Genomic DNA, 12,638 nt, shown 5'->3' with positions numbered 1-12,638 from the left:
CGATTCGGGCTGGATCGGCAAGCGTCCCCGCTCGTAGATGCGTCAATGCACTGTCTCGCAATCTACGACATGGACAAGACGATCACCGCCGCGCCGACCTGGACGCGGTTCCTGATCGCGGCGGCGAAGGCGCGCGCGCCGTGGCGGCTGGCGCTGTTCCCGGCGGTGGGCGTGGCGGGGCTCGGCTATTTCCTCGGGCTGGTCGATCGCGCCGGGCTCAAGCAATTCTCGCAGCGGCTGCTGCTCGGCGGGGCGCTGACGCCCGCGGAAATGGCGAAGGTCGCCGAGGCCTTTGCCGCGCACGAGGTGGAGCATGGCGTGCTCCACGGCGCCCGCGACCGGATCGCGGCCGACCGGGCGGAGGGCTATCGGCTGGTCATGGCGACTGCCTCGCACGGCTATTACGCCGCCGCGATCGGCCGGCTGCTGGGCTTTGACGACGTGATCGCAACCGAGGCAAAGCGTGATGGGCAAGGCCGGATTCTCTCCCTGATCGAAGGGGATAACTGTTACGGGCCCGTAAAGCTCCACCGCATCGAAAGCTGGATGGCGGGGCAGGGGATCGGTCGCGGCGGCGCGCATGTCCGCGCCTATTCGGACCATGTCTCGGACGCGCCGCTGCTCGGCTGGGCAGACGAGGGCTATGCGGTCAATGCGCATGGGCCGTTGCGCGCGCTCGCCGCCGAAAAGGGCTGGCCGATCCTCGACTGGAGATAATCGCCACGGCGTTCGTTCTTCCTCCTGCACGACAAGATGCGGAGAGGATCATGGCCAAGACGCTGAAACAACTGGCGGAAATGATGAAGGACGTCGATTTCGCGATGCTCTCGACGCATAGCGACGGCGGCAGCATCGCGGCGCGCCCGATGAGCAACAACCGCGAGGTCGACTATGACGGCGACAACTGGTTCTTCGCCTGCGAGGACACAAGGTTGATCGCCGACCTGGAGGCGAATGCGCAGGTCGGCCTCGGCTTCCAGGCCAAGGCCGGGCTGCTCGGCATGAAGCCGGTGTTCGTCCATGTCGAGGGCGTGGCCGAGCTGATCCGCGACAAGGCCCGGTTCGAGGAGCATTGGACCAAGGGGCTGGGCCTCTGGTTCAAGCAGGGCGTCGATACGCCGGGCCTGGTGCTGATCAAGGTGCACGGGGTGCGCGCGCATTACTGGGACGGCGAGGACCAGGGCGAGATCGTGCTGGCGCGCGAGGTGGCGGTCTGATTCTCCCCTCCCTGGAAGGGAGGGGCCGGGGGTGGGTGGGGACCTGGCGGTACGGAAGCGCCGGTATCTGTGCATGCCGTATCGCGTGCATCGACCCACCCCAAACCCCTCCCTTTCAGGGAGGGGCTTTATAAGAGCGCATCCACCGTGTGGATCAGCACCCCGACCAGCCCGCCGACCAGCGTGCCGTTGATGCGGATATATTGCAGGTCGCGGCCGACGGCATTCTCGAGCCGGCCGGTGATGGTCTCGGCGTCCCAGCCCTTGATCGTATCGGAGACCAGCCGGACGATGCCGTCGCCATAGTCGGTCGCCGCGCCCACCGCGGTGCGGCGGGCGAAACGGTTGATCGTGTCGGCGAGGCGGCGGTCGTCCTGCAGCGTCTGGCCGAGCTGGCGCATCGCGTCGCCGAACGCGCCGGTGAGCAGCGCATCGGGATTGCGCGCGACGCGGAGCAGCGAGGCGCGGCCGGTCTCCCAGATGCCCATCCACCAGTCGGCCAGCGCCGGATTGTCGAGCAGCTCGTTCTTGAACGCCTCGACCTGCGCGCGCCGCGCCGGATCGCTCTGCAGGTCGCGGGCGAGCTGGGCGATGCCCTCCTCGGCCTTGGCGCGCAGCGGGTGGCCGGGGTCCTCGGCCATGTCGCCAATCAGTCTGGCCAGGCCCTCGATGATCTTGTTGGCGAGCGTCTCGTCGAGGCCGGTCCAGCGCATCACCGCGCCCGAGCGCTCATGCACCATCTGGCGGATCAGATGCTCGTTGGCGTCGAGCACCTTGGCCGCCCAGCGGACGATGCCGTCGAGCAGGGGGCGGTGGCGGTCCTCCTGGATCGCGGCCTCGAGCGCGCGGCCGAGCAGCGGCGCGATCTCGAGCGCGCGCAGGCGCCCGGCAATGGTGTGCTTGATCATGCCGCCCAGCCGTTCCTGGTCGAGCGCCTCCAATATGTCGGCGCCGAGCCGGCCGAGGCGGGCGCGGTGGCGGCCGCGGCCCGGTCCCGGATCGGTGAGCCAGCGTCCGGCGGCGCCGGCGACGTCGAGCCGCTGCATCCGCCGGGCGACGACCCTGGGGGTGAGGAAATTGTCGCGCAGGAACTGGGCGAGGGTGGCGGCGATCCGGTCCTTGTTGCGCGGGATGATCGCAGTGTGGGGAATAGGCAGATGGAGCGGGTGGCGGAACAGCGCGGTCACCGCGAACCAGTCGGCCAGGCCGCCGACCATCGCCGCCTCGGCAAAGGCGCGGACATAGCCGATCGCGGGATGGAGATGGTCGAAGGCGCGGGCGAGCAGGAACAGCACGGCCATCGCGACCAGCAGGCCGGTCGCGACCAGCCGCATCTGGCGGAGGCCGGCAGGGACGGCCTCGGATGAAGAAAGGGGAGTGCGTAACAAGGTCACGCACTCCCCAATACATCAGACGGGATCAAGTTCACTCCGCGGGCTGCGGCGAATCGTCCCCGGGCTTGTGCTCGATCGTGCCGCCACCATGGCCATGGCCGATCACGCGGCTGCCATCGTCGCCCGGCTTGAAGGTGAGCAGGCGGCGCGACAGGCGCGGCCCGAGCCACTGCTCGAGGCCGACCGCGAGGCTGAACAGCGCGGGCACCATCACCAGCGTGAGCAGCGTCGAGAGGATCAGGCCGCCGATCACGGTGATGCCCATCGGCGCGCGCCACGAGCCGTCGCCGTTGAGCGACAGCGCGGTCGGGATCATGCCCGCGACCATCGCCACCGTGGTCATCACGATCGGCTGGGCGCGCTTGTGCCCGGCGTCGACGATCGCGGTGAACTTGTCGACGCCCTTGGCCATCTCCTCCAGCGCGAAGTCGACGAGCAGGATCGAGTTCTTCGCGACGATGCCGAACAGCATCAGCGCCCCGATCAGCACCGGCATCGAGATCGGCTGGCCGGCGATCCACAGGGCGATCAGGCCCCCCAGCGGCGCGTTGAGCAGCGAGCCCATGTTGACCAGCGGCGACATGAAGCGGCGATAGAGCAGCACCAGCACCGCGAAGACCAGGAACACACCCGACATCAGCGCGATGACGAAGTTCTTGACCATCTCGGCCTGCCACTTGGCGTTGCCGACGGTCATCTCCGCCACGCCGATCGGCAGGTTCTTCATGATCGGCAGCTCGTGGATCTTCTGCAGCGCCACGCCCGAGACCACGGCCTTGCCCGTCTTGGGATCGGTCGCGAGGTCCGCACCGACGACGACGCGCCGCTGCAGGTTCAGGCGCTCGATCTTGGTCGGGCCGGTGCCGAAGGCGATCTCCGCCACGGTGCCGAGCTGGACCGAACCGCCATTCTGCGTCTGCACCGGCAGGTTCTTGATCGTGTCGAGCTTGGCGCGGGCATTCTCCTGCAGCGCCACCCGGATCGGGATCTGGCGGTCGGTCAGCGAGAATTTCGCGCTGTTCTGGTCGATGTCGCCTAGCGTCGCGATACGGATCGCGCTCGACAGCGCCGCAGTGGTCACGCCGAGATTGGCGGCCAGGTCGAGGCGCGGCTTGATCACGATCTCCGGACGGTTGAGGTCGCCGGCGATGCGCGGCGCCACCACGTCGGGCAGCTTCGACATCTGCTCGACCAGCGTGAGCGCGGTCTTGGTGAGCAGCGCCGGATCCTCGCCGCCGAGCGTGATGGTCAGCGCGCGGCCGCTCGAGCCCCAGCCGCCCTGGGCGCGGAAGCCCACCCGGGCATCGGGAATCCGGAGCAGTTCCGGGGCGAGACGGCGGGTGAACTCGTCGCTCGTCTCGGTGCGCTTGTCCTTGAAGATCACCAGCACGCGGCCATTGCCGACACCGGCACGCTCGTAGAGATTCTCCACGTTCGGCTCGGTGCGCAGGCGATCGGCGACCTGGCGAACGACACGATCGGTCTGCTCGAGCGTGGTGCCCGGCACCATCTCGACATTGACGCTCACCTGGTCCTCGTCCTGCGTCGGCTGGAAGGTCATCGGCAGGATGAAGAAGAAGGCAACGGTCATCACCAGCGACAGGAAGAAGCCGAGGATCGCCGACCAGCGATGGTGCAGCGTCCAGCGCAGCAGCTTCACATAGGCGTCCATGATCCGGCCTTCGCCGTGGGTGGCGTGGCCCTTGGCCTTGAGGAAATAGGCCGCGATCATCGGCGTGACGAGACGCGCGACGGCCAGCGACATCAGCACCGAGGCGACGACGGTCAGGCCGAAATTCTTGAAGAACTGGCCCGAGATGCCCGGCATCAGGCCGACCGGCAGGAACACCGCGACGATCGACATGGTGGTGGCGAGCACGGCCACGCCGATCTCGTCCGCTGCGTCGATCGACGCCTGATAGGCCGATTTGCCCATGCGCATGTGGCGCACGATGTTCTCGATCTCCACGATCGCGTCGTCGACCAGCACGCCGGCCACCAGGCTGAGCGCGAGCAGCGTCATCTGGTTCAGCGTGAAGCCCAGCAGGTCCATGAACCAGAAGGCCGGGATCGACGAGAGCGGGATGGCGAGCGCCGAGATGATCGTCGCGCGCCAGTCGCGCAGGAAGATGAACACCACGATGACGGCGAGGACGGCGCCCTCGATCATCGCTTCCATCGCCGAATCATATTGCTGCTCGGCGTATTTGCTCCAGTTGGCGAGCAGCTCGAACTGGACCTTGTCGTTGTTCTTCTGAAGCTGGTCGAGCTTCTTCTGGGCCTCGTGATAGATCGTCACGTCCGACGCGCCCTTGGCGCGCTGGATGTCGAACGAGATCACGGCATGGCCGTTGAACCGTGCGGCGCTGCGCAGCTCGGCATAGCTGTCCTGCACGGTGGCGATGTCGGCGAGGCGCACCGTGCGGCCGCCGCCGACCGCGATCTGGGTCTGGCCGAGCGTATAGGCGTCCTTGGCGTTGCCGAGCACGCGGACCGACTGCTCATAGCCGGAGATCTCGGCGCGGCCGCCCGCGGCGTTCATGTTCACCTGGCGCAGCTGCTGGTTCACCTGGCTGGCGGTGAGGCCATAGGACTGGAGCCGGGCCGGATCGAGCTGGACGCGGATCTCGCGGTTGACGCCGCCATTGCGGTTCACCGCCGACATGCCCTCGATCGAGAGCAGGCTCTTGGCGACCGTATTGTCGATGTACCAGCTGAGCTGCTCGACGGTCATGTCGGGCGCGATCGCAGTGAAGCTGGCGATGTCGTTGTCGCTCGCCGAATCGACGCGGCCGATCTGCGGCTCGAGGATGCCGTCGGGAAGATTGCCGCGGACCTGCTGGATCGCGCTGCGCACGTCTTCGACGGCGCGGTCGATCGGGGTGCCGATCGCCAGCTGCACGACGGTCTGCGAATTGCCCTCGGTCACCGTCGAGTTGATCTCGTCGATGCCCTGCAGGCTGCGCACCGCGCTTTCCACCTGCTGGGTGATCTGCGTCTCGAGCTCGCTCGGCGCGGCGCCCGGCTGGCTGATCGAAACCCAGACGATCGGGAAGTCGATGTCCGGATTGTTGTTCACGTCCATCCGGTTGAAGCTGACAAGGCCCGCAACCGTGAGGAACAGGAACAGGACGATCGGCGGAACCGGGTTCCGGATCGCCCAGGCGGAGATGTTCCGGAAGCTCATCGCTGGATCCTACTGCTTCTTGAGGAGCTGGGGGATGACCTTCTGCCCCGGGTTCAGGAACGCGCCCGCGGTCAGCACCACACGCTCGGTGCCGGCCAGGCCCTGGGTGATCGACACGCCCGCATCGGTGACCTCGCCGGTGACCACGGGGGTGCGGACGGCCTGGTCCTTGGCGTCGAGCGTGTAGACGTAATTGCCCTGCGCGTCGGTCTGGATCGCCGACTGGGGCAGGATCACGGCACTGTTCGAGCCGGTGATGATCTGCGCGCTGGCGAAGCCGCCCGGGCGAAGCGCCGGATTATAGTTGAGCTGGATGCGGGCGATGCCCTGGCGGGTGTTCGGATCGATCACCGGCGAGACCTGCCAGACCGAGCCGCTGAACACCTGGGTGCTGCCGGTCGGCGTGACCTGCGCGGTCGAGCCGACGCGGGTGCGCAGGAGATCGGCCTCGGCGAGCTGGGTGCGCAGCTCCATCTGGCCGCCCATCGCCATGCGGAAGAGCACGCCCGAGCCGCCGCTGACGATCTGGCCCGGCTCGACCTGGCGGGTAAGCACCAGGCCGGCTTCCGGCGCGCGGATGTCGAGGCGGTGGTTGCGCGCCTGGGTCTCGGCGAGCTGGGCACGGGCGACGCGGACGCGGGCCGAGGCCTGATCGCGTGCGGCGGTCAGCCGGTCGATATCGGCCTTGGAGACGAAGCCGTTCGAGACGAGACTCTGCGCACGATCGAGATTGGCCTGGGCGAGCTTGGCATCGGCCTCGGCGACGCGGACCGACGCGGCGAGCGAATCGGCGGTCTGCACCTGGACCGAGCGATCGACGGTGGCGAGGACCTGGCCCTTGGCGACCCAGGTGCCCGGCTCGACCAGCACGCGGGTGACGAGGCCGCCTTCGCCGACCACGCCGACCGGCATCTCGCGCTTGGCGGCGAGGCTGCCGGTGCCGCTGATCACCGTCTGGATCGCCTGGCGGCCGGGAACCGCGATGGTCACGGTCGGGATCTGCGACGGGTTGCCCTTGCCCGCGGACTTGCCGGCGGCCGCGCCCTTGACGGCGGCGCCATCCTGCCTGCCCATCGTGAAGAAGGCGGCGACGGCTATCAACGCCACCACGACCAGGGTGATCCAGAGCCAACGCCGCGACTTCGGCGCGTCCTCACCATTATACTCCAGCCGCTCCTGTCGTCCGAACATCCCTGCCTCGTAATTCATGTGCGACATTCCGATCCGGCCGAAATGGCCGCTGCCCCCAAAGTTGATCGCACTGTATTAGATGAATAAGGCACCAGCCACAAGGGCCGTTTCGCGTGGGCGGGCAAATGCCCGTTTCGGCCATTTTCCGCAAGTATCCGGAATGTTCCAGAACCGTTTCCGGCAAGAAACAGTTGCAATAGAGTCGCACCGGCGCGACGTTCCCGCGCGGTCCGGGGGAGACGGGCCGAATCGAGGAGGGATTCAATGCCGCATGGGATTATTGGATGGCTGCTCATCGGCCTCGTCGCCGGTGCGCTGGGCAAGCTGATCATGCCGGGCAAGGACCCGGGTGGCATCATCGTTACCATCCTGATCGGTATCGCCGGTGCGCTGCTCGCCTTTTACCTGACGCCGATGCTCGGCCTCGAAGTGCGTGACAGCACCTGGCAGGCCTATGCCGCGGCGACCGCCGGTTCGGTCGTGCTGCTGGCGCTTTATCGGCTGATCATGGCACGCCGGGTCTGAAGCGGACGATTTTCGTTCAGCTTGCATTTGTCCCGCGTGCGGCAAGCCGTGCGCGGGACAAGTCATTTTAGGAGTGTTCGATGATCCGTGTTGCCCTTGCCGCCTCTGCGATTCTGCTGACCGCGGCGGCATTGCCCGCCGCCGCGCAGCAGGAGGCGCGCCCCGTGCTGCTCGACGGCACCGTGCTCGACGTGAGCGCGACCGGGATCAGCGCGCGGGTGCCCGACCTGGCGGTGATCCAGGCGGGCGTCGTCACCCAGGCGGCGACTGCGGCCGAGGCGATGCAGCAGAACAATGCGCAGATGAGCAAGGTGCTGGCGGCGCTGCGCGGCGCCGGCGTCGCCGAGCGGGACATCCAGACCGCGCGGATCAGCCTCAGCCCGCAATATCGCTATGCCGAGAACAAGCCGCCGGTGATCACCGGCTATCAGGCGTCGAACCAGCTATCGATCCGCTTCCGCGACGTCGGCAAGAGCGGCACGATCCTCGACGCGCTGGTCCGGGAGGGCGCCAACGACATCTCGGGCCCGAACCTGACGATCGACAAGCCCGAGGGCGCGCTCGACGAGGCGCGGGTCGATGCAGTGAAGAAGGCGCGGGCCCGGGCCGAGCTCTATGCCCAGGCGGCCGGCCTCAAGGTCGATCGCATCCTGGCGATCTCGGAGAGCGGGGCGCTGCCGCCGATGCCGGCGCCGATGATGATGCGGGCCCAGGCCGGCATGGTCGCCGACAAGATGGAAGTGGTCGCCGGCGAGCGCGAGCTGACGGTCAGCGTGTCGGTGCGCTTCCTGCTAAAATAATCGGCGCGTCATGAAAAAGGGGCCGTCCCTTGCGGGGCGGCCCCTTTTGGCATGCATCGTCTAGGATCAGCGCAGCGAGCCGCGGCGGACCAGATTGACCAGCGCGAGCAGGATGATCGCGCCGACCAGCGACACCAGGAAGGTGGTCGGGGTGATCACGCCGCTGTTGATGTCACCGCTGCCGAACAGCCAGCCGCCGACAAAGGCGCCGACGATGCCGACGATCACGTTCAGGAAGATGCCCTGCTGGGCATCGGTACGCATTACAATGCTGGCGAGCCAGCCGACGACACCGCCGATGACCAGCCAAACGATGAGGTTCACCATAAGTCCCTCCGTTATCTAGGCCCGCGGACCGGGCGACGAAGGAAAAATGAGCGGGCGGTCATGTTGGTTCCGTACCGATATTTTGCACCGGATCGGGAACTTTTCCTGGGGACATCAAAGAAAACGGCCCGCCCCGGACATGCCGGAGACGGGCCGATATTGCTCCTTGAGGGAGGAGTTCAGAACTTCTGCTGGCGCTCGTAGAGCGAGCGATAGTGCTGGATGCGCGTCACGCGCAGCCCGGGCATGCCCGAGCGGTCGATCGCGCGCTGCCAGCCGGCGAATTCCTCGACGGTGAGGCCATAGCGCTCGCACACTTCGTCGACGCTGAGCAGCCCGCCATTGACGGCAGCCACCACCTCGGCCTTGCGGCGCACGACCCAGCGGGTCGTCTCGGGCGGGGGAAGCGTCTCGAGCGTAAGCGGCTCGCCGAGCGGGCCAATCACTTTCGCAGGACGGATCTTCTGGTTCTCAATCATCTACTCGCCTTTCGGGGCGGGGGGCCCCCGCTACGCAAACTCAACGACCAATCGATATTCGGCGGACCTTGAACATCGACTAAAACGCCTCGGTAAACAGACCCTTCATTCTTCCCGTCGACGGGCCAGAGCGAGTGCCGCAGCGCGATGAAACGCTCCGTGCACCGGCGCGAGCAGCTGCTCGACCGGCGCGATCAGCGCCAGCCGTGCCTGCGCACGTGCCGTGGGACTCGCTGCCTGGCGTGCCGCCACGCCGACCAGCAGCACCGCCAGTTCGGTCGGCATGGCGGTGATCGCCACGTCGCGTTCCAGTCTGGCAAAACTCAGGTCCACGCTCTCTTACCCATCCGACAGGTTGAACTCGGATGAGCCTTTCTACCCAAAAGTCTTGAAGGGTCCGTAAAGCAGGTGAAAACGGGAGCTTAACCAGCATTACCGGAATCCGACCGGGGTAGCGCGGGGAAGTACGAGCCCCTAAATGCGCGCGATCATGATCGCAGGAGACTTCCAGCTCGAAGGGCCGCTTGAACGCCGCCGCATCGTCGTCGCCATGTCGGGCGGGGTCGATTCGTCGGTCGTCGCCGCGCTCGCCGCCGCCACCGGCGCCGAGACGATCGGCGTGACGCTGCAGCTCTACGATCACGGCGAGGCGGTGGGCCGGGCGGGCTCCTGCTGCGCCGGCCGCGACATCCGCGACGCCCGCGCGGTCTGCGACAAGCTCGGCATCGCGCATTACGTCTTCGACCATGCATCGAGCTTCAAGAGCGAGGTGATCGACGACTTCGCCGACGAATATCTCGCCGGGCGCACGCCGATCCCCTGCGTGAAGTGCAACATGGGGCCCAAGTTCACCGACCTGTTCGCGCTTGCCCGCGACCTGGGCGCCGATTGCCTGGCGACCGGCCATTATGTCCAGCGCGTGCTCGGGCCGCAGGGCGCCGAACTGCACCGCGCGCATGATCCCGCGCGCGACCAGAGCTATTTCCTGTTCGCTACGACCAGCGCGCAGCTCGATTTCCTGCGCTTCCCGCTGGGCGGCATGCCCAAGCCGCAGGTGCGCGAGCTCGCCGCCGAGCTGGGCCTGGGCGTCGCCGCCAAGCCCGACAGCCAGGACATCTGCTTCGTCCCCGACGGCGACTATGCCAGCCTGGTCAAGAAGCTGCGCCCCGAGGCGGAGACCGGCGGCGCGATCGTCGACGAATCGGGCAAGGTGCTGGGGCAGCATCGCGGGCTGATCCACTTCACCGTCGGCCAGCGCCGCGGGCTCGAGATCGGCGGCGCGCCCGAGCCCTATTATGTCCTGCGGCTCGATCCCGAGACCAGGCAGGTCGTGGTCGGCCCCAAGCGCGCCCTCGCGGTGCGCGCGGCGCGGATCGAGGGGATCAACTGGCTGGGCGGCGACTATGCCGGTCCGGTGACCGCCAAGGTGCGCAGCCTCGCCAAGCCGGTGCCGGCGCGGCTGGAGGGCGACCGGGTGGTGTTCGATTCGCCCGAGTACGGCGTCGCCCCGGGCCAGGCCGCGGTGCTCTATGCCGGCGAGCGCGTGCTGGGCGGCGGCTGGATCGCCGAGACCGAGCGGGCGGAGCTGCTGCCGGCCTGATTCGCGGCGAATTCCGGCGCGGAAGTTCACTAAGTTCACGACATATACGCGCGTGGCGGGCGGGCTTCCCTTGCCGCGTGTTCGTGCCGGCGCCCACCGGCATGCGCACGGGCGCGGAGATGTCGGGATCGCGGAGATGCGGCGGGCCTGCATCCGCCAGCATAGATCAGACGAAATCCTACATTGCCAGACCCATCCGCTTGGGAGAGCGCTGCCGGCCTATTTCAGGAAGGCGAGGATCGCCTCGGTGGTCGCTTCGGGCTGTTCCTCCATCAGCCAGTGGCCGGAGGCGGGGATCACGACTTCGGTGACATTGTCCGCCGCGGCGCGGGCGATCACTGCCATGGTCGATCCGAACGACGCCGCGCCGCCGATCGCCAGCACCGGCATCCTGAGCTTGCCCCGGGCGAGCAGCGCACGATCATCGATCACGTCCTGATCGAAGGCACCGAACTGGCTGAACCCGGCGTGCATCGCGCCGGGCAGCGCATAGAGCCTGGCGTAATGGACGCGGGAGGCTTCGTCGAACTTCCTCGGATCGGCCGAGAATTCGTTCCAGAAGCGATCGAGATAGATGCGCTCGCGCCCGGCGACCAGCCGCTCCATGTCCGGGCCGCCGAAGCGGAAATGCCATACCAGCGGGTTCTTGAGCACTTCCTCCCAGGGGCCGATGCCGGGGATCGGCGCGTCCATCAGCACGAAATGCGAGACGCGGTCGGGGTGGCCGGCGACGAACGCATAGCCGACCATGTTGCCGATATCGTGCGCGACCACGTCGAGCGGGCCGGTGACGCCGAGCGCGGCGAGCACGCCGGCGACATCCTCGGCCTGGTTCTTCTTGTCATAGCCGCCGGCCGGCTTGGCGGAGAGGCCGAGGCCGCGCAGATCGGGGACGATGACCCGGTGATCGCGCACCAGCCGCGCGGCGAGCGGCTCCCACATGTCGCCGGTCTCGCCATAGCCGTGGAGCAGCAGCACGACGGGACCGCTGCCGCCGACGCGGACATGGATGGTGGTGCCGTTGGCCGCGATCTCGCGCGTCGTGAAGCTGGCGGGATAGGGCGCCACCTGCGCGGCCGCGGGGGCGACGCCCGCGAGCGCCAGAGCCAGAGCTGCCAGACCGGATTTCCACATCGCACTTCTCCCCCACAGAGTGGCGAGGATTCGCCCGGATGGAGAGGGTGCCTGCGAAACCGCCCCGGTGCCAATGCTTTCTGAGCTGTCCGGCAGTCGGGTTTGCGTGCGGCGGATCGATGTGTATTATTTAGTTAATACACATCGGAGATACCCATGTTCCTTGCCGCCGCATTTTCGCTCGCCCTGCTCCAGAGCGTGCCCGCTTCCCCGGACCCCGCCCTGCTCGCCGAAGTGAAGGCAGCGGACTCGGCCCTGTTCGAGACCTTCTTCGAGCGCTGCGAGCCGGCTCGCATGGCGGCGATGGTGACGCCCGATCTCGAGATGTACCATGACAAGGGCGGCGTTGTGGCGACCAGCGGCGAGGCGTTCGTCGCCCTCTATGCCAAGGAGTGCGAGCGGCGGAAGGCGTCCGATGCCTGGCGCAGCCGCCGCGCGCTGCTGCCCGAGACGCTGCATGTCGATCCGGTGCCGGGCTATGGGGCGATCGAGGAAGGCGACCATGTCTTCTACGAGCGCAAGGGCGACGGACCGGAGAAGCTCGTCGGCAAGGCGCATTTCGTCCATCTGTGGAAGAAGACGCCAGACGGCTGGCAGGCGGCGCGGATCCTCAGCTACGCGCATCGGGGGGTGGAGTGACCAAACTCCTTCTCCCCTTGTGGGAGAAGGAAGGGGCCCGCTCGCGGAGCGAGTGGGAAGGATGAGGGGGCTTGAGTCTCACTCCCCCTCACCCTTCCGCCGACTGCGTCGGCTCCCTCCCTCTCCCACAAGGGGAGAGGGAAAT

13 protein-coding genes are annotated in these 12,638 nt (G+C 67.4%); 6 read left to right on the top strand and 7 right to left on the bottom strand.

Translation table 11 applies throughout. The annotated features are described in order from the left end of the window. Window positions 1–45: 45 nt before the first annotated feature. Window positions 46–717, top strand: coding sequence for an HAD family hydrolase (locus tag ACEN8G_RS18920; protein WP_413419007.1), 672 nt, complete (start codon window positions 46–48; stop codon window positions 715–717). Window positions 718–767: 50 nt separating this feature from the next. After that, window positions 768–1,217, top strand: a complete 450-nt coding sequence (locus ACEN8G_RS18915; protein ID WP_413419005.1) for a pyridoxamine 5'-phosphate oxidase family protein — start codon at window positions 768–770, stop codon at window positions 1,215–1,217. 128 nt (window positions 1,218–1,345) lie between these two features. On the opposite strand, the gene ACEN8G_RS18910 is transcribed toward ACEN8G_RS18915, so the two are convergent. From ACEN8G_RS18910 to ACEN8G_RS18900, 3 genes are all read right to left on the bottom strand, one after another. After that, window positions 1,346–2,551: a DUF445 domain-containing protein gene (locus ACEN8G_RS18910; RefSeq protein WP_413740802.1), complete on the bottom strand. Its 1,206-nt coding sequence runs from the start codon at window positions 2,549–2,551 to the stop codon at window positions 1,346–1,348. A gap of 91 nt (window positions 2,552–2,642) precedes the next feature. Next, a complete protein-coding gene (locus tag ACEN8G_RS18905) occupies window positions 2,643–5,798 on the bottom strand; it encodes an efflux RND transporter permease subunit (protein ID WP_413417921.1) in 3,156 nt (1,051 codons plus the stop codon). 9 nt (window positions 5,799–5,807) lie between these two features. Further along, window positions 5,808–7,007, bottom strand: coding sequence for an efflux RND transporter periplasmic adaptor subunit (locus tag ACEN8G_RS18900; protein ID WP_413417924.1), 1,200 nt, complete (start codon window positions 7,005–7,007; stop codon window positions 5,808–5,810). Between the two features lie 246 nt (window positions 7,008–7,253). Here ACEN8G_RS18900 and ACEN8G_RS18895 point away from each other — a divergent pair, with 246 nt between their 5' ends. Together ACEN8G_RS18895 and ACEN8G_RS18890 are read left to right on the top strand one after the other, a co-directional pair. Further along, window positions 7,254–7,514, top strand: coding sequence for a GlsB/YeaQ/YmgE family stress response membrane protein (locus tag ACEN8G_RS18895; protein ID WP_307117037.1), 261 nt, complete (start codon window positions 7,254–7,256; stop codon window positions 7,512–7,514). An 80-nt stretch (window positions 7,515–7,594) separates the two neighbouring features. Further along, window positions 7,595–8,314 (top strand): SIMPL domain-containing protein, encoded by a 720-nt coding sequence (locus ACEN8G_RS18890; protein WP_413417926.1) that lies wholly within the window; start codon window positions 7,595–7,597, stop codon window positions 8,312–8,314. A 66-nt stretch (window positions 8,315–8,380) separates the two neighbouring features. On the opposite strand, the gene ACEN8G_RS18885 is transcribed toward ACEN8G_RS18890, so the two are convergent. The 3 genes from ACEN8G_RS18885 to ACEN8G_RS18875 all read right to left on the bottom strand — a co-directional run bounded on the left by ACEN8G_RS18885 (window position 8,381) and on the right by ACEN8G_RS18875 (window position 9,453). After that, window positions 8,381–8,638, bottom strand: coding sequence for a GlsB/YeaQ/YmgE family stress response membrane protein (locus ACEN8G_RS18885; protein WP_307117039.1), 258 nt, complete (start codon window positions 8,636–8,638; stop codon window positions 8,381–8,383). 182 nt (window positions 8,639–8,820) lie between these two features. After that, entirely contained in the window at window positions 8,821–9,120 is a 300-nt protein-coding gene (locus ACEN8G_RS18880) for a DUF1153 domain-containing protein (RefSeq protein ID WP_183999330.1), read from the bottom strand. Between the two features lie 105 nt (window positions 9,121–9,225). Further along, window positions 9,226–9,453, bottom strand: coding sequence for a hypothetical protein (locus tag ACEN8G_RS18875; RefSeq protein WP_307117040.1), 228 nt, complete (start codon window positions 9,451–9,453; stop codon window positions 9,226–9,228). Window positions 9,454–9,610: 157 nt separating this feature from the next. Here ACEN8G_RS18875 and mnmA point away from each other — a divergent pair, with 157 nt between their 5' ends. Further along, window positions 9,611–10,720, top strand: a complete 1,110-nt coding sequence (mnmA, locus tag ACEN8G_RS18870) for a tRNA 2-thiouridine(34) synthase MnmA (RefSeq protein ID WP_413417935.1) — start codon at window positions 9,611–9,613, stop codon at window positions 10,718–10,720. A 219-nt stretch (window positions 10,721–10,939) separates the two neighbouring features. On the opposite strand, the gene ACEN8G_RS18865 is transcribed toward mnmA, so the two are convergent. Then, entirely contained in the window at window positions 10,940–11,854 is a 915-nt protein-coding gene (locus ACEN8G_RS18865) for an alpha/beta fold hydrolase (protein ID WP_413417929.1), read from the bottom strand. Window positions 11,855–12,010: 156 nt separating this feature from the next. Between ACEN8G_RS18865 and ACEN8G_RS18860 the strand changes: the two genes are divergently transcribed. Then, a complete protein-coding gene (locus ACEN8G_RS18860; RefSeq protein WP_413417931.1) occupies window positions 12,011–12,493 on the top strand; it encodes a nuclear transport factor 2 family protein in 483 nt (160 codons plus the stop codon). Window positions 12,494–12,638: the final 145 nt, after the last annotated feature.

It is taken from the genome of Sphingomonas sp. Sphisp66 (assembly GCF_047324325.1).
Classification (GTDB): domain Bacteria; phylum Pseudomonadota; class Alphaproteobacteria; order Sphingomonadales; family Sphingomonadaceae; genus Sphingomonas.
This window is presented reverse-complemented; position numbering and strand designations above follow the sequence as displayed.

Excerpts from the sequence above, each read along its gene's own strand:
- ACEN8G_RS18910 (WP_413740802.1), bottom strand. The coding sequence starts at position 2,551 with ATGCGGCTGGTCGCGACCGGCCTGCTGGTCGCGATGGCCGTGCTGTTC.
- ACEN8G_RS18865 (WP_413417929.1), bottom strand. The coding sequence starts at position 11,854 with ATGTGGAAATCCGGTCTGGCAGCTCTGGCTCTGGCGCTCGCGGGCGTC.
- ACEN8G_RS18860 (WP_413417931.1), top strand. The coding sequence starts at position 12,011 with ATGTTCCTTGCCGCCGCATTTTCGCTCGCCCTGCTCCAGAGCGTGCCC.
- ACEN8G_RS18880 (WP_183999330.1), bottom strand. The coding sequence starts at position 9,120 with ATGATTGAGAACCAGAAGATCCGTCCTGCGAAAGTGATTGGCCCGCTC.
- ACEN8G_RS18890 (WP_413417926.1), top strand. The coding sequence starts at position 7,595 with ATGATCCGTGTTGCCCTTGCCGCCTCTGCGATTCTGCTGACCGCGGCG.
- ACEN8G_RS18905 (WP_413417921.1), bottom strand. The coding sequence starts at position 5,798 with ATGAGCTTCCGGAACATCTCCGCCTGGGCGATCCGGAACCCGGTTCCG.
- ACEN8G_RS18895 (WP_307117037.1), top strand. The coding sequence starts at position 7,254 with ATGCCGCATGGGATTATTGGATGGCTGCTCATCGGCCTCGTCGCCGGT.
- ACEN8G_RS18915 (WP_413419005.1), top strand. The coding sequence starts at position 768 with ATGGCCAAGACGCTGAAACAACTGGCGGAAATGATGAAGGACGTCGAT.
- ACEN8G_RS18920 (WP_413419007.1), top strand. The coding sequence starts at position 46 with ATGCACTGTCTCGCAATCTACGACATGGACAAGACGATCACCGCCGCG.
- ACEN8G_RS18900 (WP_413417924.1), bottom strand. The coding sequence starts at position 7,007 with ATGAATTACGAGGCAGGGATGTTCGGACGACAGGAGCGGCTGGAGTAT.
- mnmA (WP_413417935.1), top strand. The coding sequence starts at position 9,611 with ATGATCGCAGGAGACTTCCAGCTCGAAGGGCCGCTTGAACGCCGCCGC.